Origin of the sequence: Rhodovulum sp. P5, from assembly GCF_002079305.1 — a bacterium.
Classification (GTDB): domain Bacteria; phylum Pseudomonadota; class Alphaproteobacteria; order Rhodobacterales; family Rhodobacteraceae; genus Rhodovulum.
In genome coordinates this window covers 1,739,004-1,759,338 of the sequence record NZ_CP015039.1, presented here as the reverse complement: position 1 = coordinate 1,759,338, position 20,335 = coordinate 1,739,004, and the positions used below count along the sequence as shown (strand labels likewise).

The 20,335-nt window shown below is 66.5% G+C and carries 22 protein-coding genes; 6 read left to right on the top strand and 16 right to left on the bottom strand.

The annotated features are described in order from the left end of the window. Positions 1–11 precede the first annotated feature (11 nt). Positions 12–1,112 (bottom strand): ABC transporter ATP-binding protein, encoded by a 1,101-nt coding sequence (locus RGUI_RS08595; RefSeq protein WP_081532671.1) that lies wholly within the window; start codon positions 1,110–1,112, stop codon positions 12–14. 481 nt (positions 1,113–1,593) lie between these two features. Here RGUI_RS08595 and gatB point away from each other — a divergent pair, with 481 nt between their 5' ends. The 5 genes from gatB to RGUI_RS08565 all read left to right on the top strand — a co-directional run bounded on the left by gatB (position 1,594) and on the right by RGUI_RS08565 (position 6,385). Then, positions 1,594–3,102 (top strand): Asp-tRNA(Asn)/Glu-tRNA(Gln) amidotransferase subunit GatB, encoded by a 1,509-nt coding sequence (gene gatB / locus RGUI_RS08585; RefSeq protein WP_081532669.1) that lies wholly within the window; start codon positions 1,594–1,596, stop codon positions 3,100–3,102. A 6-nt stretch (positions 3,103–3,108) separates the two neighbouring features. Next, positions 3,109–3,330: a hypothetical protein gene (locus tag RGUI_RS08580; protein ID WP_081532668.1), complete on the top strand. Its 222-nt coding sequence runs from the start codon at positions 3,109–3,111 to the stop codon at positions 3,328–3,330. 200 nt (positions 3,331–3,530) lie between these two features. Then, on the top strand, positions 3,531–3,926 hold the full coding sequence (locus RGUI_RS08575) for a hypothetical protein (RefSeq protein ID WP_156882917.1): 396 nt from the start codon (positions 3,531–3,533) through the stop codon (positions 3,924–3,926). Between the two features lies 1 nt (position 3,927). Then, positions 3,928–5,847, top strand: coding sequence for a tetratricopeptide repeat protein (locus RGUI_RS08570; protein ID WP_081532666.1), 1,920 nt, complete (start codon positions 3,928–3,930; stop codon positions 5,845–5,847). A 136-nt stretch (positions 5,848–5,983) separates the two neighbouring features. After that, entirely contained in the window at positions 5,984–6,385 is a 402-nt protein-coding gene (locus tag RGUI_RS08565; RefSeq protein WP_081532665.1) for a DUF4177 domain-containing protein, read from the top strand. 4 nt (positions 6,386–6,389) lie between these two features. Here the strand turns inward: RGUI_RS08565 and RGUI_RS08560 are convergent, their stop codons facing one another. Then, a complete protein-coding gene (locus tag RGUI_RS08560; protein WP_081532664.1) occupies positions 6,390–6,647 on the bottom strand; it encodes a BolA family transcriptional regulator in 258 nt (85 codons plus the stop codon). A 75-nt stretch (positions 6,648–6,722) separates the two neighbouring features. Here RGUI_RS08560 and RGUI_RS08555 point away from each other — a divergent pair, with 75 nt between their 5' ends. Then, positions 6,723–7,349 (top strand): DnaJ domain-containing protein, encoded by a 627-nt coding sequence (locus tag RGUI_RS08555; RefSeq protein ID WP_081532663.1) that lies wholly within the window; start codon positions 6,723–6,725, stop codon positions 7,347–7,349. 27 nt (positions 7,350–7,376) lie between these two features. Here the strand turns inward: RGUI_RS08555 and RGUI_RS08550 are convergent, their stop codons facing one another. The 14 genes from RGUI_RS08550 to RGUI_RS08490 form a co-directional block, all read right to left on the bottom strand. Continuing rightward, entirely contained in the window at positions 7,377–8,522 is a 1,146-nt protein-coding gene (locus RGUI_RS08550) for a peptidoglycan DD-metalloendopeptidase family protein (RefSeq protein WP_156882916.1), read from the bottom strand. A gap of 53 nt (positions 8,523–8,575) precedes the next feature. Continuing rightward, positions 8,576–9,217, bottom strand: a complete 642-nt coding sequence (locus RGUI_RS08545; RefSeq protein WP_081532662.1) for a protein-L-isoaspartate(D-aspartate) O-methyltransferase — start codon at positions 9,215–9,217, stop codon at positions 8,576–8,578. Then, positions 9,214–9,999, bottom strand: coding sequence for a 5'/3'-nucleotidase SurE (gene surE / locus RGUI_RS08540; protein ID WP_081532661.1), 786 nt, complete (start codon positions 9,997–9,999; stop codon positions 9,214–9,216). Before surE ends, RGUI_RS08545 begins: the two co-directional genes overlap by 4 nt. Positions 10,000–10,090: 91 nt before the next feature. Beyond that, positions 10,091–10,753 carry an SDR family oxidoreductase gene (locus RGUI_RS08535; protein WP_081532660.1) on the bottom strand — a complete coding sequence of 221 codons (663 nt, stop codon included), beginning with the start codon at positions 10,751–10,753 and terminating at the stop codon, positions 10,091–10,093. A 132-nt stretch (positions 10,754–10,885) separates the two neighbouring features. Continuing rightward, positions 10,886–10,936: a hypothetical protein gene (locus RGUI_RS22490; RefSeq protein WP_371587421.1), complete on the bottom strand. Its 51-nt coding sequence runs from the start codon at positions 10,934–10,936 to the stop codon at positions 10,886–10,888. Continuing rightward, positions 10,930–11,685 (bottom strand): hypothetical protein, encoded by a 756-nt coding sequence (locus RGUI_RS22100; protein ID WP_081532659.1) that lies wholly within the window; start codon positions 11,683–11,685, stop codon positions 10,930–10,932. The genes RGUI_RS22490 and RGUI_RS22100 overlap by 7 nt, the downstream gene beginning before the upstream one ends. Before the next feature lie 135 nt (positions 11,686–11,820). Further along, positions 11,821–13,278 (bottom strand): amidophosphoribosyltransferase, encoded by a 1,458-nt coding sequence (gene purF / locus RGUI_RS08525; protein WP_081532658.1) that lies wholly within the window; start codon positions 13,276–13,278, stop codon positions 11,821–11,823. A gap of 322 nt (positions 13,279–13,600) precedes the next feature. Continuing rightward, positions 13,601–14,182: a CvpA family protein gene (locus RGUI_RS08520; protein ID WP_081532657.1), complete on the bottom strand. Its 582-nt coding sequence runs from the start codon at positions 14,180–14,182 to the stop codon at positions 13,601–13,603. An 18-nt stretch (positions 14,183–14,200) separates the two neighbouring features. Next, the gene (gene radA / locus RGUI_RS08515) at positions 14,201–15,568 is read right to left on the bottom strand and encodes a DNA repair protein RadA (RefSeq protein ID WP_081532656.1); all 1,368 of its coding nucleotides are present in this window, start codon (positions 15,566–15,568) and stop codon (positions 14,201–14,203) included. A gap of 112 nt (positions 15,569–15,680) precedes the next feature. Further along, positions 15,681–16,127, bottom strand: a complete 447-nt coding sequence (locus RGUI_RS08510) for a paraquat-inducible protein A (protein WP_081532655.1) — start codon at positions 16,125–16,127, stop codon at positions 15,681–15,683. Next, complete coding sequence (locus RGUI_RS08505) at positions 16,124–16,870, bottom strand: ABC transporter ATP-binding protein (protein WP_081532654.1); 747 nt, start codon at positions 16,868–16,870, stop codon at positions 16,124–16,126. The genes RGUI_RS08510 and RGUI_RS08505 overlap by 4 nt, the downstream gene beginning before the upstream one ends. After that, the gene (locus RGUI_RS08500) at positions 16,867–17,643 is read right to left on the bottom strand and encodes an ABC transporter permease (RefSeq protein WP_081532653.1); all 777 of its coding nucleotides are present in this window, start codon (positions 17,641–17,643) and stop codon (positions 16,867–16,869) included. The genes RGUI_RS08505 and RGUI_RS08500 overlap by 4 nt, the downstream gene beginning before the upstream one ends. Then, a complete protein-coding gene (gene alr, locus RGUI_RS08495; RefSeq protein WP_081532652.1) occupies positions 17,643–18,695 on the bottom strand; it encodes an alanine racemase in 1,053 nt (350 codons plus the stop codon). Before alr ends, RGUI_RS08500 begins: the two co-directional genes overlap by 1 nt. A 41-nt stretch (positions 18,696–18,736) precedes the next feature. Beyond that, on the bottom strand, positions 18,737–20,230 hold the full coding sequence (locus RGUI_RS08490; protein ID WP_081532651.1) for a replicative DNA helicase: 1,494 nt from the start codon (positions 20,228–20,230) through the stop codon (positions 18,737–18,739). Between the last annotated feature and the right edge of the window lie 105 nt (positions 20,231–20,335).

The window sequence follows — 20,335 nt, the reverse complement described above, 5'->3', positions numbered from 1 at the left end:
GACGGGCGGCCTTACGCCGCCCGCTCATGTCCCGCGGCGGGGAAAACGAAACAGCGGTCGCGCCGGATCATCAGCCACATCGGCGTGCCGCGCTTGGGCAGGAACACCGCCGGAACCGTCGCTTTCAGGACCGACCCGTCATAGTCCATCCGGAACTCCACCAGGCTTTCCGACCCCATGAAGCGCGCCCGCTCCACCACCGCGCGGGCCGGCACGCCATCCTCGGGCGTGGGGCTGGGGCCGCGGCCGTTGCGGTCGAAATCGATCTTCACATGCTGGGGGCGGATGATGATATCCACCTCCGACCCGTCGGGCATCGCGGGTGTCAGGAACTCGCCGAACGGCGTGTCGGTCAGCAAATTTCGGACCTTGCCGCGGATCACGTTGATATCGCTGAAAAACGCCGCCGCCGCGCGATCCACCGGCGCGTTGTAGATGTTATAGGGTGCGCCCTGCTGCACGATCCGGCCCCGCCGCATCAGGGCGATCTCGTCGGCCATGCGCATCGCTTCGTCCGGTTCGTGGGTGACCAGGAGAACCGCGGCGCCTTCCTCCTTCAGCAGGGTCAGCGTCTCGTCGCGGATGTCGTCGCGCAGGCGGTTGTCCAGCCCCGAAAAGGGTTCGTCCATCAGCATGATCTTGGGCCGCGGGGCCAGCGCCCGGGCCAGCGCCACCCGCTGCTGCTCCCCGCCCGACAACTGGTGCGGGAAGTCGTCGATGTAGTTCAGCAGATCCACCCGTTCCAGCAGTTCTTCCACCCGCCGCCGCTTGTCCACCTTCCGCCCACTCAGGCCGAAGGCGACGTTCTGGGCCACGGTGAGATGCGGAAAAAGCGCAAAGTCCTGAAACATCAACCCGACCGAGCGCCGCTCTGGCGGGATACGATAGACCGTGTCGCAGACAAGGTTGCCATCGATGTGGATGGTGCCGCTGTCCTGCATGTCGACGCCCGCGATGATGCGCAGCGTCGTCGATTTTCCGCAGCCCGACGGCCCCAGAAGGCAGGTCACCTGCCCGGGCATCACCTGGAAAGAGACGTCGTCGACCACCCGTCGGCCGTGAAATGTCTTGACGATATTGCGTATGTCCAGCCGGGGGGTCGGGGGGGTCAAGTCTTGCCTCGCGCGTCAATTCCGATTGAAATTATCGGGATTTTGGCCGAAATGGCAATGCCCTGTCCGCATGCCGGGGCGCCCGACCGGCTGCTGAAAAAGCACACGACCGACGCCGACGGTCGTAACCTTTCGGAGCATCGTCCCGAAGCTGGTCCGGGCGACCAGCCCGTGCCGCGCCCGACCCTCCCCGCGGGAGGGCGCATTGGCGATGCCCTGCGGATCCCGTAAGTCGTTCGGAACTTTGAGGTAAACTGACCCGAACAAGCGTTCCAATGCGCCCACCCAGGGTCGGGCGCGGCCCTGCTTGCCCTGCTGCATCGTTGCTTGCAAGAAACGGTCTTCTCTTGCGACGGCGGGGGTTCTGGTTTTTCAGCAGCCTGCCAAGGGCGCGGCCCCCCGCGCGCAGACCCCATCGCGCCCTTGCCCGCCCCGCTCCCCTGTCCTAAAGATGCCCGCGCCCAGAGAAGGACGTCGCCCCATGCTTGACCTGACCTATGAAGCCCCGAAACCCAAAGTCATCGCCGGTGCCAAACAGGACTGGGAACTGGTCATCGGGCTGGAGGTGCATGCGCAGGTCTCCTCCCGCTCCAAGCTGTTTTCCGGCGCCTCGACCGCGTTCGGGGCGGAGCCCAATTCCAACGTGGCGTTCGTGGATGCCGCGATGCCCGGCATGCTGCCCGTGATCAACGAATTCTGCGTGGCGCAGGCGGTGCGCACCGGGCTGGGTCTGAATGCGAAGATCAATCCGTTCTCCGCCTTCGACCGAAAGAACTATTTCTACCCCGACCTGCCGCAGGGCTATCAGATAAGCCAGCTTTATCACCCCATCGTGGGAGAGGGCGAAGTGCTGGTCGACATGGGGCCGGGCGTCGCGCGTCTGGTGCGGATCGAACGCATTCACCTGGAACAGGACGCCGGCAAATCGATCCACGACATGGATCCGAACATGTCCTTCGTCGATCTCAACCGCACCGGCGTCGCGCTGATGGAAATCGTCTCCCGCCCCGATATCCGGGGCCCCGAGGAGGCCGCCGCCTATGTCGGCAAGCTGCGCCAGATCATGCGGTACCTCGGCACCTGTGACGGCAACATGCAGAACGGCAACCTGCGCGCCGACGTCAATGTCAGCGTCTGCGAACCCGGCGCCTATGAGAAATACCGCGAGACCGGCGATTTCTCCCATCTCGGCACGCGGTGCGAGATCAAGAACATGAACTCCATGCGCTTCATCCAGCAGGCGATCGAATACGAGGCGCGGCGCCAGATCGCGATCGTGGAGGACGGCGGCAAGATCGATCAGGAAACCCGCCTCTATGACCCTGACAAGGGCGAAACCCGGTCGATGCGGTCCAAGGAGGAGGCGCACGACTACCGCTATTTCCCCTGCCCCGACCTGCTGCCGCTGGAGATCGAACAGGGCTGGGTCGACGATATCGCCGCCAGCCTGCCCGAACTGCCGGACGAAAAGAAGGCCCGCTTCGTGAAGGACTTCGGCCTGACCGAATACGATGCCTCCGTCCTGACGGCCGAGGTCGAGGCCGCCGCCTATTTCGAGGAGGTCGCCCAAGGCCGCGATGGCAAGATGGCCGCCAACTGGGTGATCAACGAACTCTTCGGCCGCCTGAAGAAGGAAGAGCACGACATCACCGACAGCCCCGTTTCCCCCGCGCAACTGGGCGGCATCATCGACCTGATCGCCAAGGGCGACATCTCGGGCAAGATTGCCAAGGATTTGTTCGAGATCGTCTATACCGAAGGCGGCGACCCGGCCGAGATCGTCGAGGCCCGCGGCATGAAACAGGTCACCGACCTTGGCGCGATCGAGGCCGCGGTGGACGACATCATCGCCGCCAACCCCGCGCAGGTGGAGAAAGCCAAACAGAACCCCAAACTGGCGGGCTGGTTCGTGGGTCAGGTGATGAAGGCCACCGGCGGCAAGGCCAACCCCAAGGCGGTGAACGAGATCGTCGCGAAGAAGCTGGGGTAGGGGGCGATGCGCCGCCGCGACCCGCTGGCCGCCTATAACGAGCGGATCAAGCTGCGGGCGGGGTTTCTGAACGCCTTGGGCCTCGGCTTTCTTGGTTTCGCGGTGCTGCGCCCGCTGGTGGAGGGGACTTTCGCCCCCACCGCGCTGACGGCGGCGTTTCTGTTTACCGGTCTGGCACTGCATGTCGGCGCGAACTATATTCTGAAGTATCTGGAGAAGGAGGACTGACATGGAAGACCTCAGCCTTTTGGCGATCCCCGCCATGGCGCTCCTGATCGCCGCGGCGCTGATCGGCCTGTCGCACCGCGAATCCCGCCGCAACGAACGCCGCGACCACCCGGCGGAGTAGCGGAGACATTTCGTTAACGACCCTTGGTGGAACGCCGGGGCTGTGGCACACTTCGGGCGTTATCGCTTTGGGGGATGTCGTGCCGTTTTGGGAGTTTCTGTCCGACCCGGACAACCAGAAGACGCTTGCTTGGGTCGGCGGCGGCGTTTGCGTCGTCGTATCTGGCCTGTGGGGCGCCTATTTGAAACTCCGCAAGAAACCGGCGGCGCCGAAACCGCAATCCGCGCCGACGCCCCCGGTTCAGGCGAAGGACGGATTCGCCGCGGGCCGCGATATGACCATTGGCGGCAACGTCACCATGTCGACGACCGAGATACCCAAGGGCGTCTATGCCCTCGGGGCGCTGGGCCTCGCCCTGCTGGCCTTCGCGATTCTCTTCGCCGGGGGCGACGAGATGACAAACTCGGTCAAGGCCGGTCGTGACCTGAACGTCGGCGGCTCGATCACCATCAACGGCGACGCGGCGGGAGACTGAGATGCGCCGGGCTGCCCTGACCGTTGTCCTATCGCTCAGTATCCCGTCGCAGGGCTTGGCGTGGAGCGACCGGCTGGACTGCGCGGTCAAGGCCGGGCGCGACATCAATGTCGAGAAGATCATTCTGAATTGCGGGCTGAGCGAGGAAGAGGTGGCCGAGTTCCGTGCCTGGCGCGCGGCCATCGACCGGAAACTGGACGAGATGGCCCAGTTTCAACGGGACATGCAGGACCGCATCATTGCCGAGATCCGGACCACGGGCGACTATGCGCGGATGCAGGCGGCCGGCGTGACCGAGGCGGCCCTGATCGAACTGGCCCGTCGTGTGGCGGCCGATGTGGCAGATCCGGGTGAAGCCTTCGCCGCCTTGAGGAACGCGGTTGAGGTCGCGATCCGCGTGCAGCGCGAAGCCAAGGACAACCCCAGCACTGACGCATTCGTGGCGGAGGTGCAGCGGCGGGTGGCGGCATTGTCGGGCAAGGGCGATTATGACGGGGCCAGCGCCACGGCGGAGGAGGCGCTGGCGGCGTGGGAAGCGGAACAGGCCGCACAGCGCCAGCGCGGCATCGCCCTGCTGCAAACCGCGCTGGATCAGGACATCCTGCGCCGCGTCGCCGGGGCGGCGGCGGACAAGCTGATGCGCATCGCCGATCTGCGGGCCGGGGGCGTGGCGTCAATTGACGACTTGCGGCGCGTCGCAGTCCCCTATTGGCGCAGTGGAATGCGCTACGGGGACCCGATGGATTTGCGGCTGGCCATCGAAGTCAACCGCCGCACGCTCGACCGGGCCGTGTCTGACCTTGACCGCGCCATGCTGTTGAATGATCAGGCGGTGTTCCTGCAAGCTCGCGCGAGCCGTATGGGCGGGGCGGCGGGCGCGGTGCTGCTGAGGCAGGCGGCGGAAGCCTATACCGCCGCGCTGCGGGTGCCGACCGAGGCCGAGCATCCGGTGCAGTGGGCCATGACGCAGAACAACCTCGGCAACGCTCTGCAAGAGCAAGGCATCCGCAGCGGCGGGGCGGCGGGCGCGGCGCTGCTGGGGCGGGCGGTGGAGGCCTACACTGCCGCGCTGCGGGTGCGGACCGAGGCCGACCATCCGGTGGCATGGGCCATGACGCAGACCAACCTCGGCACCGCCCTGCAAGAGCAAGGCGCCCGCACCGGCGGGGTGGAGGGCGCGGCGCTGCTGGGGCAGGCGGTGGAGGCCTATACCGCCGCGCTGCGGGTGCGAACCGAGGCCGACCATCCGGTGCAGTGGGCCATGACGCAGAACAACCTCGCCACCGCCTTGATAGAGCAAGGTATCCGCACCGGAGGGGCGGCGGGCGCGGTGCTGCTAGGGCAGGCGGTGGAGGCCTATACCGCCGCGCTGCGTGTGCGGACCGAGGCCGACCATCCGGTGGACTGGGCCATGACGCAGAACAACCTCGGCGCCGCCCTGTGCAACCAAGGCACCCGCACCGGCGGGGCGGCGGGCGCGGCGCTGCTGGGGCGGGCGGTGGAGGCCTACACCGCCGCGCTGCGGGTGTTTACCGAGGCCGAGCATCCGGTGCAGTGGGCCATGACGCAGAACAACCTCGGCAACGCTCTGCAAGAGCAAGGCATCCGCAGCGGCGGGGCGGCGGGCGCGGCGCTGCTGGGGCGGGCGGTGGCGGCCTTCACCGCCGCGCTGCGGGTGCGGACTGAGGCGGACCATCCGGTGCAGTGGGCCATGACGCAGGCGAATCTGGCAAGTGCCGAAGAGGCGCTGGCCGAGCATGATAGCACCGCCGACCCGCGCCCCCATCTTGAGAATGCATTGGGCCATGTCGAGGCAGCGCTTCGGGTCTTTGATCCCGAACACATGCCATGGCACTACCAGAATGGATCCGCCCTCCGCGCCCGCATCGCCGCGAAACTCTCCGCCCTCGACGCCCCCTGACGCCCGTTAACCCCCTGACAACACGTTTCGCATGCGAAACTTTTGCCCGGGGCCGCCAGCGATGCTCTCGCATTGCCCCTGCGCCCCGCGATCGGCTATGCACTCTCCCGTGGGATCAGCGGGGGACGCGGACGCGATGGGGAAATATGAATACAAGGTGATGCCCGCGCCAGAGCGGGGCCGGCGGGTGCGCGGGGCCAAGACCACGGCGGACCGCTTCGCCCATGTGGTCGAGGATACGCTGAACGCCATGGCGGCCGAGGGGTGGGAATTCCTGCGGGCCGAGACGCTGCCATGTGAGGAACGCAAGGGCCTGACCGGCCGCAGCACCAGCTATCAGAACCTGCTGGTGTTCCGGCGGGACACGGCCGCCGCGGCGAAAACCCCAGACAGCCCCGAACAGATCGCCGAGGCTGCCGCCGCCGCCGTTCATCGCGACATCGCGCCCAGCCCCCGGCTGCGTCTTGGCCCCGCCTCGCAAGAGCCGCGCCTGCCCCGCCCGATGCGCCCCCTTGGCCCCGCGGACCGCGACGACTGATCCCCTACGCCTCGACCGTCAGGGCCAGCGCGTGGATGCGGGCGATCAGCTCCGGCCCAAGGGCGGAATGGATGGCGCGGTGACGTTCGATCCGGGACATGTCGGCAAAGGCCGGGGCCGCGATCTCGACCTTGAAATGGGTCTCGCCCCCCTCGCGCCAGCCGGAATGGCCGCGATGCCGCTCGCTCTCATCCTCGACATCCAGCCGCGTGGGCGTGAAGGCCGCTTCCAGCTTTTCCCGGATTTCTTCAGTTGCACTCATTTTTCGCACGCAGCCCCCTTCATTCCTCGTCGCAAAAGATTAAACTCCCACGGCCGAGTCGAAAAGGTGCAGGACATGACGAAAAGCGATCCCTTCGGATTCGACATCTCCGTATCGGCGGACAAGAAGCGGCGGACGCGTGGCAAGCGCGGCATGTCCGGTGCCTTCGAGACCTCGCAACGCAAATGCGAGCATCCCGGCTGTCAGGAGGTCGGTCAGTACCGGGCCCCGAAATCGCCCGATCATCTTGATGAATACCTGTGGTTCTGCAAGGACCATGTGCGCGAATACAATCTGAAGTGGAATTTCTTCAACGGCGCCACCGAAGAGGAACTGTCCGCCCAGATCGACAAGGACCGCGTGTGGGAGCGGGAGACCAAACCCTTCCGCCAGTCCGAGGAGGAGCGGGCCTGGGCACGCTTGGGCGTCGACGATCCGCACCAGGTGCTGGGCGACAATGCCACCCGCAACCCCGGCCGCGCGACGACGGGCACACGGCGCCTGCCGCCGACCGAGCGCAAGGCGCTGGAGATCCTCGAAGCGCAGGACCACTGGACGAAGACCGAGATCCGCAAGCAGTACAAGTCGCTGGTCAAGGACCTGCACCCGGACATGAACGGCGGCAACCGTTCCGACGAGGACCGCCTGCAAGAGGTCGTCTGGGCGTGGGATCAGATCAAGGACAGCCGCAGCTTCAAGTGAGGCCGCGGCCGCACGCCTGACGCGTCGTTACGGCGTCAGGTACGGCATCGGGTCGATGCTGTCGAAGCCCTTGCGCAATTCGAAATGCAGGAAGGCCGGCGTGCCGGCGCGTACCTTGGCCAGGGATTGGCCGCGCTTGACGCTGTCGCCCTTCTTCACCCCGATGCCGTCGATATTGGCGTAGACCGACAACAGGTTGTCGGGGTGGCGCAGCACGAGGATCGGCACCTCGTCGGTGTCGCGGGTGATCGCGGCGACCGTGCCGTCCGACACCGCGCGCACCGCGCTTCCGGCCTTGGCAGAGATATCGATCCCGTCGTTCTTGCCCTTCTGGTAGCCGCGGATGATGTTGCCGTCGGCCGGCATCGCAAAGCGGGCCTTGGAGGTGCGCTCCGTCGCCATCTTCGGAGAGGCGGGCGCGGCGGGCTTGGTGGCCGCCTCCGGTTTGGGCAGCGGTTTGGTGGAGGAGGGCGGGACCGGCGCGGCAGAGCCCGCCCCCGGTGCCTCGGTTGTGTCGGCCGCGGCGCGTCGCTGATCGCCGACGGCGACGGGGATCAGCAGGTATTTGCCTTCGCGCACGGTCAGGTCCGGCCCCAGCGCATTCCAGTCGGCCAGCGCGCGCACCGTGACATTGTAAAGCCGCGCGATGGAATAGGCGGTCTCGCCCCGCTCGACCTTGTGACGGATCGGTTCCTGCCCCTTCGGCTGGGTCGGTTTCGCAGAGGTGGCCGGGTCGGCCCGGTCGATCGCATCGCCGGCCAGCCGCTGGATGTCGATCGCGCCGTCGGGGGTGACGGGCTGCCGGGCCGGGGAGGCTGCCTCGGGCACGCGGCGCGGCAGGGCGATGATCTCGCCACTGCGCAGCACGGCGCTTTCGGGGATGCCGTTGTAGCGGGCAAGTTCCGCGGCGGGCAGGCCGACGCGGGCGGCCACATCGGTGACCGTGTCGCCGCTTTGGGCCACGGCGACCTGGTAGTTGGGGTAGGAAATCACGCCGCGGCTGTCGGGCTGCGGGCGCGGTGCCGTCTCAAGCCGCAGCGGGTCATTCGGGGTGCCGCCGAAATTTCGGAAATCGTAGTCCCAGCCGTCGGAGCATCCCGCAACAAGCGCAAGGCCCAGCGTCAGGGAAACGGCGCGAACGGACAGACGGGACGGGAGGGCACATTTGGCCATTGCTCGATCCTCGTGCTTGCGGAGCCCGTTTGGCCGGGCCCTCGATGCGTCATTTACTCTTGTCCGAGCCCCTCGACCAGCGGCACGAAACGCACCTGTCGCAGCTCGTCATAGTCGAGCCCGTTTTCGGTGCGCGTCACCTTGATCAGCCTTTGAACGTGATCGGACTGCCCCACGGGCAGGATCATGATACCGCCAACGCGCAATTGCGCCAAGAGCGGGCCGGGCGGATCCTCTGCCGCCGCGGTCACGAGGATACGGTCGAACGGGGCCTGTTCGGGCAAGCCGTGCGACCCGTCGGTGGTCAGGACCGTGACATTGGTCAGCCCCAGCTCGTCGAACCGCTTCTGCGCCTCGACCGCCAGCCGCTTGTGCCGTTCCACGGTATAGACCCGGCGCGCCAGCCGCGACAGGATCGCCGCCTGATAACCGGACCCGGTTCCGATCTCCAACACCTTGTCGCGGGGCTGCACGTTCAGCGCCTGGGTCATGATCGCCACGATAGAGGGCTGGCTGATGGTCTGGCCGCAGGCGATGGGCAGCGGCACGTCTTCATAGGCACGGGGGGCGAAATGGCCGCGGACGAACACGCCCCGGTCGATCTGCTCCATCGCGTGCAGCACGCGCGTGTCGGTCACGCCCTTGGAGCGGATCGCGAACAGGAACTGCATCTTCTGTTCGGCGGCGTCCGTCATTCCAGCTTGGCTTTCAGATCGGCAAGACAGTCATGGGCCGTCAGGTCGGCGCGCATCGGCGTGACCGAGATATAGCCGTCAAGGTTCAGTTGCGCGTCGCTGCCCGGTGCGGTGGGCAGGTTCTGTGCGCCGCCCTTGATCCACAGGAATTTCCGGCCCGAGGGCGATGTGTGCGGTTCCACCCCGAAGGATGCGTCGCGGCGATAGCCCTGCGGGCCGACGCGCAGGCCCTTGACCTTGTCGGCGGGCAGCGGCGGGAAGTTGACGTTGTAGAACAACCGGTAATCGGCGCTGTCCCAGTTCCCCCTGTCGGCAAGCGCCCGTACCGTGGCCGCCCCGTGGGCTTTCGCGGCGTCGAATTGCAGCGGTTCGTCGAAATTCAGCGGACCCAGATATTGCGACAGGGCAATCGCGGGCAGGCCCTGCAACGCGGCCTCCATCGCGCCGCCGATGGTGCCGGAGTAGAGCACGTTCTCGGCCGCGTTGTTGCCGCGGTTGACGCCGGACAGAACCAGATCGGGCCGGGCATCGGTCATCACGTCGTACAGGCCGGCCAGCACGCAATCGGCGGGGGAGCCTTCGGCGGCGAACCGGCGGGGCCCCAGTTCGGCGATCATCATCGGGTGGGTGTAGGAAATCTTGTGCGCCACGCCCGATTGCTCGAACGCCGGGGCGACCACCCAGACCTCGCCGTCGGGGCCGGCGACCTCGGCCGCGATGGCCTCCAGCACCTTCAGCCCCGGCGCGTTGATGCCGTCGTCATTGGTAATGAGAATGCGCATGCCTGCCCGTCCCTTTCCGCTCTTGCATAGTGGAGCGGTACGGGGCCGTAAAGCGCGTCCGCCGGGGCGTGGGGTGCAAGGCCTGCGCCTGTTACCCCAATGCCAGTTCGGTGATCAGTCTGCGCGCCTCTTCCGCAGGGGCGGCCAAAACCGAGCGGTCCTCGACCGGGTAGAGCCGTTCGCGATGGGCGGTCGGCATCGGCGCGGGCACGAAGCGGTGCACATGGACGTCCTGCAGGCGGGCCTGTTCGGTTGCCCATGCGGTGAACAGCGCGCGCTGGGCGGATTTGCAGGCGGCATAGGCGCCCAGAAACGGTGCCTCGGCCTCGTCATCGATCAGCACCGCCGATCCGCCGCCCTCGGCCGCGCGCAAGAGCGGCGCGACGAACTGGATCAGCACGCCCACGGCAGAGATGTTCGCGGCAACCGCCTTGTCCCAGAATTTCAGGTCGATCTGTTCGGCCGGGCTGAACGGCGGAGATTGCAGCGCGGTGTGAACCCACAGGTCCAGCTTGCCCCAGCGGTCATAGATGCCGCGGCACAGCGTGCGCATCGCGTCGGTTTCGGTGATGTCCATCGGGGCCAGCGTCGCATGGCCACCCGCCGCCTGAATCCGGTCGTCCAGATCCTCCAGCCCGCCGGTGGTGCGCCCCACGGCCACGACATGATAGCCCGACCGGGCCAGTTCCTCGGCCACCGCCGCGCCGAACCCGCGCGAGGCACCCGTTACAAGGGCAATCTTGGTGTCTGTCATGGGCCGGTCTGTCCGCCTTTTTGGCGTCCGCGTCAAGGGGCGGTGGCGAGGGGAAACCAACCCTGCCCGGGGCAGGACATGTGCCTGCCCCGGTACGCCGGGTGTTCGGCCTTTTGCGGTCTGCCGGCCCTGTCAGGACGCGCGGCGGCGCGCCGTGAAAAGCCCGGCCAATGCCGTCAACACCAGAACCCCGCTTGCCGGCAGCGGGATGTTGGGGGCGTGTTGGCGCGATCCACCGCGATGGTGAACTGGTCGCCGAAAATGTACTGGGCGTGATTGTCCTGCCCTGAGAGTTCGCGCACCTCGACCGTCCCGAAGCCGGCCTCCTCGATCACGCCGACGAAGATCGGCTGGGCATAGGGCACCAGTGGAATGCCGTCGCGCTGGACATTGTCGGGGTTGTCGGGAAGTTCGGCCGACACATCGGCGCCGTCCAGCAGGAAGGTGATCTTGGCCCCTCCGCCGGTGTTGGAAACCACCCATCCACCGAAGGCATAAAGCGACTCTCCGCTTTCGGAGGAGATCAGCCACCCGTCATTCTGCCAGCAGACGGAATCGGCGGGCGGATCGTCGGGGAAGGCGTCGCAGTTGACGTTTCTGCTGTCGGACGTGTTGCCGTGGGGCAGGGCATAGAACCCGTAAGAGCCGAAAACGGCGGGGCCGGTTCCCGTGGCGATTTCGCCCCCTGCGAGGTTGGACCGCCATGTCAGCCCCTGCGAGGTGATCGACGGAGCGCTGCCCGGGGACACGATGGAATTGCGCGAGGGCCCCCAGACCGCGTCGGATTCGAAGCCTTCGGTGACGATGCTGACATCGGACAGCGCCGAAAGCGCGGCCATGAACGCGGTTCTGTCGGTAAAGATGGTCGCCGCCGGGGCGGATTGCACCTGCATCGCTGCCGCGAACAGGACTGTGCAGCCGATCTTGTTCATCGCTCCCTCCCTAGAGCTATGGTAACTCCAAGGATGGCAGATGGCCGGACCGGGTCAATCCTTTTTTGCCGAATTATTGGGCAAAAAGGGGGCGTGGCGGGTCTGTTCGCCCGGGGCGGAGAGCAGGGGCGGTGCTTACTCCGCCGCCTTGGTCTGGAACCCCTTCGCGATCATGTCCGACGGGGCGACCGGGTAGTCGCCCGAGAAACAGGCGTCGCAATATTGCGGGCACTGGGCGTTGCGCCCGCCCGCCTCGCCCGCTGCGCGGTAAAGCCCGTCGAGCGTGACGAATTTCAGGCTGTCCACGCCAAGGTGGTCGCGCATCTCGTCCTCGGTCATCTGGCTGGCCAGCAGCTTTTCACGCTCCGGCGTGTCCACGCCGTAAAAGCATGGCCAGGCAGTGGGCGGGCTGGCGATGCGGAAATGCACCTCCTTCGCACCGGCATCCAGGATCATTTCCTTGATCTTCCGGCTGGTGGTGCCGCGCACCACGCTGTCATCGACCAGCACCACACGCTTGCCCGCGATCAGGGCGCGGTTCACGTTCAGCTTCAGCCGGACGCCCATGTTGCGGATCTGCTCGGTCGGTTCGATGAAGGTGCGGCCCATATACTGGTTGCGGATGATCCCCATGCCGTAGGGAATGCCGCTTTCATGGCTGAACCCGATGGCCGCAGGCGTGCCGCTGTCGGGAACGGGGCAGACCAGATCGGCGTCCACCGGGGCCTCGCGCGCCAGTTCCACGCCGATCTGGCGGCGGGTTTCATAGACCGACCGCCCGCCGAGGATCGAGTCGGGGCGGGAGAAATAGACATGTTCGAAGATGCAGAAGCGGGACGGTGCATGCCCGAATGGGCGAAAGCTCTCGATCCCGTTTTCGGTCGAGATCACGACCATCTCGCCCGGCTCGATCTCGCGCACGAATTCCGCCCCGATGATATCCAGTGCGCAGGTCTCGGAACTCAGCGCCCAGCCATCGGCGACGCGGCCCAGCACAAGGGGGCGCACGCCAAGGGGGTCGCGAACGCCGATGAGTTTTGTCCGGGTCATCGCGACGACCGAGAAGGCGCCCTCGACCCGGCGCAACGCGTCCTTCATCCGCTCGGGGATCGTGCGCTGGAAGGACCGCGCCATCAGATGGATGATGCATTCGCTGTCCGACGAGCTTTGGAAGATTGAGCCGTGGTCGATCAACTCGCGCCGCAGCGCCTCGGCATTGGTGATGTTGCCGTTATGGGCCAGCGCCGCGCCGCCCATCGAGAACTCCCCGAAAAACGGCTGCACGTCGCGGATCGCCGTGTTCCCCTTGGAGCCTGCGGTGGAATAGCGCACATGGCCGATGGCAAGCTGCCCCGGCAGCGTTTCCATCAGGCTGGCCTTGGTGAAGTTGTCGCGCACATAGCCGAAGCGGCGGGCGGACTGGAACCCGGTGGCGGGATCATAGCTGACGATGCCGCCGGCCTCTTGCCCGCGATGTTGCAGCGCATGCAGGCCGAGGGCGACGAAGTTGGCCGCATCGGCAACGCCGACCACGCCGAAGACACCGCATTCTTCGTGCAGCTTGTCATCGTCGAACGGGTGAGAGGGCGGCATCTCACGCGGGGGCAGAGTGCGCATGGGCAGCAGGGCTCCGAATCCATATGGCGGGGTTGCGCCTTCTCTAGTGCCTTATGCTGCCGGTGTCACGGAACTATCACACATGGCCGGTGCCCGGTTGGTCACGATCCCGGGGGACGTGGAAGTGTCCTGCGGAACGTTCGAATGTTCAAAGGGCTTGGCACGATAACTCGCGAAACCATGCCGTGGGATCGTCGCGCCGCCACCCGCCGATGGCGAGGCTCCGCTCGGCGCGCGTTCAGCCCCGCTGCCTGTTCTCCGTTCCGGTTGAACCGGTCGGTCTACACGTTCCTTGGGCCTATTCGGTGCCCGTGGTCGGCGCGGCGGGCGCTTCGCAGAAGCTGACGAGGTCTTCGTATTGCGCGGTCAGCCAGCCTAGGGCCTTTTCCGGATCGGTTTCGGCGATCTTGCCGGTCAGGTTCGCAAAGATCTCGGCCGAGGCGGAGTTGTCCACCATCGGATAGTCCTGCGTGGTGACCACCATGCCGTAGACAAGGAACGCCACCGCGACCAGCAGCGCGCCGCGCGCCGCCCCGAACAGAAAGCCCAGCCCCTGGTCGAGCCCCCCCAGAACCGAACCCTGGATCATCGAGGACAGAAGCGGCGTGAACAGCGACACCACCACAAGCGCCAGCGCAAAGACGGCGGTGAAGGCCGCGATGATCGAGATTTCGCAACTGCCGGCGATGAAATCGCCCAGATAGGGGATTTCGCGCATCAGCGGTTCGGCCTCGGGCGCGAAGGTGAAGGCGACGATGGCGGCGATGATCCAGCCCGCGATGGCCATCACCTCGCGCACGAAGCCGCGCGAATAGGCCAGAACGGCCGACAACAGGATGATGGCGGCGACGCCCCCATCGACGGCGGTGAATCCATCCATTGCTCGTCCCTCCGCGGCTTAGCCCGCGCCGAATATTTGGCCGACGAAGGCCGCAAGGTCGGTCATCTGCCGCACCTCGACCCCCGTGGATACGCCCAGCTTGCTGCGTGCGGGCGCAATGGCTTGGGTGAAACCAAGTTTCCGGGCCTCTTTCAACCGGTTTTCGGTCTGGCCCACGGGCCGCAGCGCGCCGGAGAGGGAAATTTCGCCAAAAAGCACCGTTTGCTGCGGCAACGCGGCGTCCTCTCTTGCGCTCAAGAGTGCGGCGGCTACGGCCAGATCGGCGGCGGGTTCGGTGACCTTCAGCCCGCCGGCCACGTTCAGGAACACGTCCAGCCCGGCAAAGGGGATGCCGCAGCGGGCCTCCAACACCGCCAGCGTGGTCGATAGCCGCCCGGTATCGAGCCCCACCGCCGTGCGCCGCGGCGTGCCCAGGGGGGAGGGGACGACCAGCGCCTGAATCTCGGTCAGGACGGGCCGGGTGCCTTCGATCCCGGCAAAGACGGCGGCGCCGGGGGCGGGGTCGCCCCGGTCCGACAGGAACAGGGCCGAGGGGTTGGCGACTTCGGCCAGCCCCTCCCCCGTCATCTCGAACACCCCGATCTCGTCGGCGGGGCCGAAGCGGTTCTTGACGGCGCGCAGGATGCGGAACTGGTGGCCGCGCTCTCCCTCGAAATAGAGCACCGTGTCGACCATGTGTTCGACGACGCGGGGGCCGGCGATCTGGCCCTCTTTCGTCACATGGCCCACCATCATCACCGCGCAGCCCCGGCGTTTGGCAAAGGCGGTCAGTTCATGGGCGGCCGCGCGGACCTGCGCGACCGAGCCCGGCGCGCTGTCCACCATGTCGGCCCACATGGTCTGGATCGAGTCGATGATGACAAGGTCGGGGCGTTCGGCATCCAGCGTGGTCAGGATGTCGCGCAGGTTGGTTTCATTGGCGAGCTTGACGGGCGCATCCGCCAGCCCCAGCCGTTCGGCCCGCATGCGCACCTGTGCGCCGGCTTCCTCGCCCGAGACGTAGAGGCATCTCAGCCCCGCCCGGGCGAAACTGGCCGCGGCCTGCAACAGAAGCGTGGATTTGCCGATCCCCGGATCGCCGCCCACAAGGATCGCCGAGGCCGGGACCAGCCCGCCACCCAGAACCCGGTCAAGCTCTGCCATCCCGGAGGCCGCGCGGGGCGGTTCGGGCTCTCCCGTCGAAAGATCGGAAAGCGGTACGGTCTTGCCGCGGGCCGCGCCCAGCGATTTGGCGGACGGCGCGGCGGAAAGCGGCGCCTCCTCCACGATGCTGTTCCACGCGCCGCAGGCGTCGCAGCGCCCGGCCCATTTCTTGTGGACGGCGCCGCAGGAAGTGCAGGTGAAACTGGTGGTCGGCCGGGCCATGGGGCGTTCTTGGCGGACCGGGGCACCGGCCGCAAGCGGGGAATGGGGGCGCTGCCCCCGCCGCCCGTGACGGGCGCCTCCCCCGGGGTATTTCGGCCAAGAAGAAGCAGGCTCAGGGCGCGGGCGTCAGGCGGCGCGCGGTCAGAAGCGAGAGGGTGAGGGAGGCGAGGATGCAGAAGGTGAAAAGATACAGGCCCCAGGCGGTTTCCACCCGGGCCATGCCGACGCCTTTCACCACGACGATGTAGATGGCGATCAGGAACACGTCGGCCATCGCCAGCTTGCCCATCAGGTGGAGCGCCGGCAACAACCGGGGGGAGGCAAGGCCGAACTGGATCAGCGCCAGCCCGATGACCTTTGTATAGGGCGCGAACAGGGCGAAGACGGTGACCAGCAGCGCCAGGCCCACATCGGTGCCCCACAGCGCCTGTAGCCCGGAGATGACCGAGATCTCGGACAGGCCGAACAGCGGCAAAAGGCCAGCGCGCAGGAGCGGCGCGAACCAGGCGATGGGGAAGAGGATCAGGAGGGCGAGGTTGGCGAAGGCCAAGGCCCTCATCTGACCGCCTCGATCGGGCCTTCGGCGCGGCCGTGGATGAACTGGTCGAGATAGGGGTCGCCGCTGGCATCCATGTCGGCAACCGGGCCGGTCCACTTGATCACACCGCCATGCAGCATCGCCACGTCGTCGGCGATGGCACGGACGGAGCTCATGTCATGGGTGATGGTCATGGCCGTCGCCCCCATCTCCACCACGATTTCGCGGATCAGTTCGTTGATCACGCCCGCCATGATCGGGTCGAGGCCCGTGGTGGGTTCGTCGAAAAAGATGATCTCGGGCTCGGCCGCGATGGCGCGGGCAAGGCCCACGCGTTTCTGCATGCCGCCGGAAAGTTCCGCTGGGTACTGGTCGGCGACCGCGGGTTTTAGGCCGACGCGGCGCAGTTTCTCGATGGCGATGTCGCGCGCCTCGGCCTTGGGGCGCTTGGTCTTGCCCCGCAGCAGGCGGAAGGCCACGTTTTCCCAGACCGAAAGGGAGTCGAAAAGCGCGGCGCCCTGAAACAGCATGCCGAAGCGGGCGAGGAAATCCTCCCGCTCTGCCTTTCGGGCGTCCTGCCCGTCGATCAGGATTTGCCCGCTGTCGGGTTTCACAAGGCCCAGGATGCATTTCAGAAGCACCGACTTGCCGGTGCCCGAGCCGCCGATGATCACCATGCTTTCGCCCTTGGGCACCGTCAGGTTGACGCCTTGAAGCACGCGGTTGGCGCCGAACGCCTTGTGGACCTCGACAAGTTCGATCATGCGGCGAAGAAGACCTCCGTCAGGATGTAGTTGGCCGCAAGGATCATGACCGAGGCGGTGACGACCGCCTGCTTGGTCGCGCGGCCGACGCCCTGCGCGCCGCGGCCGGAATTCATCCCGAAATAGCAGCCCACCAGCGCGATGATGAAACCGAAGACCGCGCCCTTGATCAGGCCCGAGGTGACGTCCCACACCTCCAGATAGGCGGCGGTGTTCTTCAGATACGCCGCGGCGTTGAGGTCGAGCCGCCCGGTGCCGACCAGATAGCCGCCGAAAATGCCGATGGAGTCGCCCACCGCCACCAGCACCGGCACGCTGAGCGTGGCGGCCAGAACCCGCGGTACGGTGAGATAGCGCATCGGGTCGGTCGACAGCGTCACCAGCGCGTCGATCTGTTCGGTGACCTTCATCGTGCCGATCTCGGCCGCGATGGAGGAAGCGACGCGGGCGGCCACCATCAGCGCGCCCAGCACGGGGCCCAGTTCCCGCGTCATGCCGATGGCGACGATCGAGGGCACCACCTGCGAGGCGTTGAAGCGGGAGCCGCCCTCGTAGATCTGCAGGGCCAGCGCGGCGCCGGTGAAGATCGCCGTCAGGCCGACGACCGGAAGGCTGTTATAGCCGATGACCCACAGCGCCTGCCCGAATTCCCGCACATAGAACGGGGGCCGGACGATGGCGTAAAGCGTTTCCAGCAGGAACAGGGTGATCCGGCCCAGCCCGGCCAGCCCGCCCATCGTGGAGCGCCCGATGGCCGCGAGAAACCGCACCATCACGCGCCCATCCCGCCGGTGTAGCGCCGCGCATACCGCGCCCCCAGCGCTGTGAGGAGTTCATAACCGATGGTCCCGGCGGCGTCGGCGACGATATCGACGCCCTGGTCCGCGCAAAGGATGTCAAGCGATGCGGGTGTTGTCGGCAGATGGGTGATGTCGACGGTGATCAGGTCCATCGAGACGCGTCCGACGAGAGGGCAGGCGGTGCCCTCGAAATAGAGCATGGCCTTGTTCGAAATGGCGCGATGAATGCCATCGGCATATCCCGCCGCGACGGTGGCGATCCGGCAGGGGCTGTCGGCCTGCCACGTGCAGCCATAGCCCACGCTTTCGCCCGGTTCCAGATCGCGGGTCTGGATCACCGGCAGGGACAGGGTCACGACCGGGGTGGCGTCCTGAAACGGGCGGCCGCCATACATGCCGATGCCGGGGCGGGTGACCTCGAAATGATAGTCCTCGCCCAGAAGGATGCCGCCGGTGGCCGACAGCGACCGGGGCACGCCGGTGCCGGCGGTCATGTCCTTGAAGGCGGCCAATTGCTGGGCGTTGAAGCCATGGTCGGGCTCATCCGCGCAGGCCAGATGGCTCATGATGAGGGTCGGACCGGCAGAGAGCGCGATTTCCGACACCGCCGCCCATTCGGCCGGTTCCATGCCCAGCCGGTTCATGCCGGAATCGAGTTGGATGCCGAAGGCGTGGCCCGGCAGCGCCTCGAAATGGCGGGTGAGTTGTTCGACCGAGTTCAGCATCGGCACAAGGTCCAGGTCGCCGATCATGTCGGCGTCGCCGGGCATGTGGCCGGAGAAGACGGAGATTTCGGGACCCGGGCCGATGGCCTGCCGGACGGCGGCGCCTTCCTCGGCCATGGCAACGAAGAAGCGGCGCGCCCCGGCCTCTGCCAACACGCGCGCGACGCGCCCCGCATCAAGGCCATAGCCGTCGGCCTTCACGACGGCGGCGGTTTCGACATCCGCGCCGCTTGCCCGGTCAAGGGCTTGCCAGTTGCGCCGCAGCGCGTCGAGATCGATGGTCAGGGTTCCGGTAGCCATAGGGCTGTTGTGCCAGTCGGGGGGCAGAGGTCAAGCGCGTTTTAGGCGAACCCGTCCGCGCCCTCGCCCTGCTGCCATGGTTTGACGAGGTTGCCGAAGCGCGTGAACCGGCCCTCGAAGCTGAGTTCGACGGTGCCGATGGGGCCGTGCCGTTGCTTGCCGATGATCACCTCGGCCTTCCCGTGCACGGCCTCCATCTGTTCTTGCCATTTTGCCATGGCTTCAAGGTCGTGATCGCCCGGCTTTTCGCGTTCCTTGTAGTATTCTTCGCGGAAGACGAACATCACGACGTCGGCGTCCTGCTCGATGGAGCCTGATTCCCTGAGATCCGACAGTTGCGGGCGCTTGTCGTCGCGCGATTCAACCTGACGGGACAACTGCGACAGCGCCACGACCGGAATATCCAGTTCCTTGGCAATGGCCTTTAGACCTTGGGTGATCTCGCTGACCTCGTTCACCCGGCTGTCCTTGGCCGAGGCCGGGCGCACAAGCTGAAGATAGTCGACCATCAACACATCCAGCCCGTGGGTTCGTTTCAGCCGCCGGGCGCGGGCGGCCAGCTGGCTGATCGGCAGGGCCGGGGTGTCGTCGATGAAAAGCGGGCTGGCCTCCAGATCCTTCGCGGCCTGCACGAAGCGGCGGAACTCGCCCTCGGTCATGTCGCCGCGGCGGACCTGTTCGCTGGGCACTTCGGAGGCTTCCGACAGGACCCGCGCGGCAAGCTGTTCGGCGCTCATCTCAAGGCTGAAAAAGCCCACCACGCCGCCGTCGACCGCGCCTTCGGTGCCGTCGGATTTCAGACCCTTGCGATAGGCGCGGGCGATGTTGAAGGCGATGTTGGTGGCAAGCGACGTCTTCCCCATCGAGGGACGCCCGGCAAGGATCAGAAGGTCGGAGCGGTGCAGCCCGCCGAGTTTTCTGTCCAGATCGGTCAGCCCGGTCGACAGGCCGGACAACTGCCCCTCTCGCTGATAGGCGGCGTTGGCGACCTGTACCGCATCCGTCACAGCACTCAGGAACGACTGGAACCCGCTTTCGGCCTGCCCCTGTTCACCCAGCTTGTAGAGCGCCTGCTCCGCCTCGACGATCTGCGCCTTGGGTTCGGAGGAGATATCGACCTTCGCCGCCTTGTCGGAGATGTCGCGCCCCAGAAGGATCAGTTCCCGCCGGATCGCAAGGTCGTAGATCATCCGCGCATAGTCGCGCGCCGCGAAGGTCGAGATCGCCGCCCCCGCGAGCCGCGCAAGATAGGCGGGACCGCCCAGTTCCTTCAGCCCCTCGTCATCCTCCATGAACGCCTTGAGCGTGACGGGGGAGGCCAGCGCGTTCTTCTGGATCCGCGTGGCCGCGATTTCGAAGATGCGGCTGTGCACGGGTTCGTAGAAATGGTGGGGACCCACGATCGCCGCGATCCGGTCGAACACGTCGTTGTTGGTGAGGATCGCGCCGAGGAGTTGCTGCTCGGCCTCGATGTTGTGGGGCATCGCGGTGTCGTCCGCGTCGCCCTCTGGCTGGATCGTCCTGATCTCGTTCATTGTGCTGCCCGCTTCTCGTTCGGCCCGGATAGCGCACCGATACGCCGTCAGGCTAGGCGGATATCCTTGTGGATAAGCCGCCCGGAAGCATGTGCATGCGCGTGG

Coding starts and splice junctions, on each gene's coding strand:
- gatB (WP_081532669.1), top strand. CDS start 1,594: ATGCTTGACCTGACCTATGAAGCCCCGAAACCCAAAGTCATCGCCGGT.
- RGUI_RS08580 (WP_081532668.1), top strand. CDS start 3,109: ATGCGCCGCCGCGACCCGCTGGCCGCCTATAACGAGCGGATCAAGCTG.
- RGUI_RS08570 (WP_081532666.1), top strand. CDS start 3,928: ATGCGCCGGGCTGCCCTGACCGTTGTCCTATCGCTCAGTATCCCGTCG.
- RGUI_RS08565 (WP_081532665.1), top strand. CDS start 5,984: ATGGGGAAATATGAATACAAGGTGATGCCCGCGCCAGAGCGGGGCCGG.
- RGUI_RS08560 (WP_081532664.1), bottom strand. CDS start 6,647: ATGAGTGCAACTGAAGAAATCCGGGAAAAGCTGGAAGCGGCCTTCACG.
- RGUI_RS08555 (WP_081532663.1), top strand. CDS start 6,723: ATGACGAAAAGCGATCCCTTCGGATTCGACATCTCCGTATCGGCGGAC.
- RGUI_RS08550 (WP_156882916.1), bottom strand. CDS start 8,522: ATGGCCAAATGTGCCCTCCCGTCCCGTCTGTCCGTTCGCGCCGTTTCC.
- RGUI_RS08545 (WP_081532662.1), bottom strand. CDS start 9,217: ATGACGGACGCCGCCGAACAGAAGATGCAGTTCCTGTTCGCGATCCGC.
- surE (WP_081532661.1), bottom strand. CDS start 9,999: ATGCGCATTCTCATTACCAATGACGACGGCATCAACGCGCCGGGGCTG.
- RGUI_RS08535 (WP_081532660.1), bottom strand. CDS start 10,753: ATGACAGACACCAAGATTGCCCTTGTAACGGGTGCCTCGCGCGGGTTC.
- RGUI_RS22100 (WP_081532659.1), bottom strand. CDS start 11,685: ATGAACAAGATCGGCTGCACAGTCCTGTTCGCGGCAGCGATGCAGGTG.
- purF (WP_081532658.1), bottom strand. CDS start 13,278: ATGCCGCCCTCTCACCCGTTCGACGATGACAAGCTGCACGAAGAATGC.
- RGUI_RS08520 (WP_081532657.1), bottom strand. CDS start 14,182: ATGGATGGATTCACCGCCGTCGATGGGGGCGTCGCCGCCATCATCCTG.
- radA (WP_081532656.1), bottom strand. CDS start 15,568: ATGGCCCGGCCGACCACCAGTTTCACCTGCACTTCCTGCGGCGCCGTC.
- RGUI_RS08510 (WP_081532655.1), bottom strand. CDS start 16,127: ATGAGGGCCTTGGCCTTCGCCAACCTCGCCCTCCTGATCCTCTTCCCC.
- RGUI_RS08505 (WP_081532654.1), bottom strand. CDS start 16,870: ATGATCGAACTTGTCGAGGTCCACAAGGCGTTCGGCGCCAACCGCGTG.
- RGUI_RS08500 (WP_081532653.1), bottom strand. CDS start 17,643: ATGGTGCGGTTTCTCGCGGCCATCGGGCGCTCCACGATGGGCGGGCTG.
- alr (WP_081532652.1), bottom strand. CDS start 18,695: ATGGCTACCGGAACCCTGACCATCGATCTCGACGCGCTGCGGCGCAAC.
- RGUI_RS08490 (WP_081532651.1), bottom strand. CDS start 20,230: ATGAACGAGATCAGGACGATCCAGCCAGAGGGCGACGCGGACGACACC.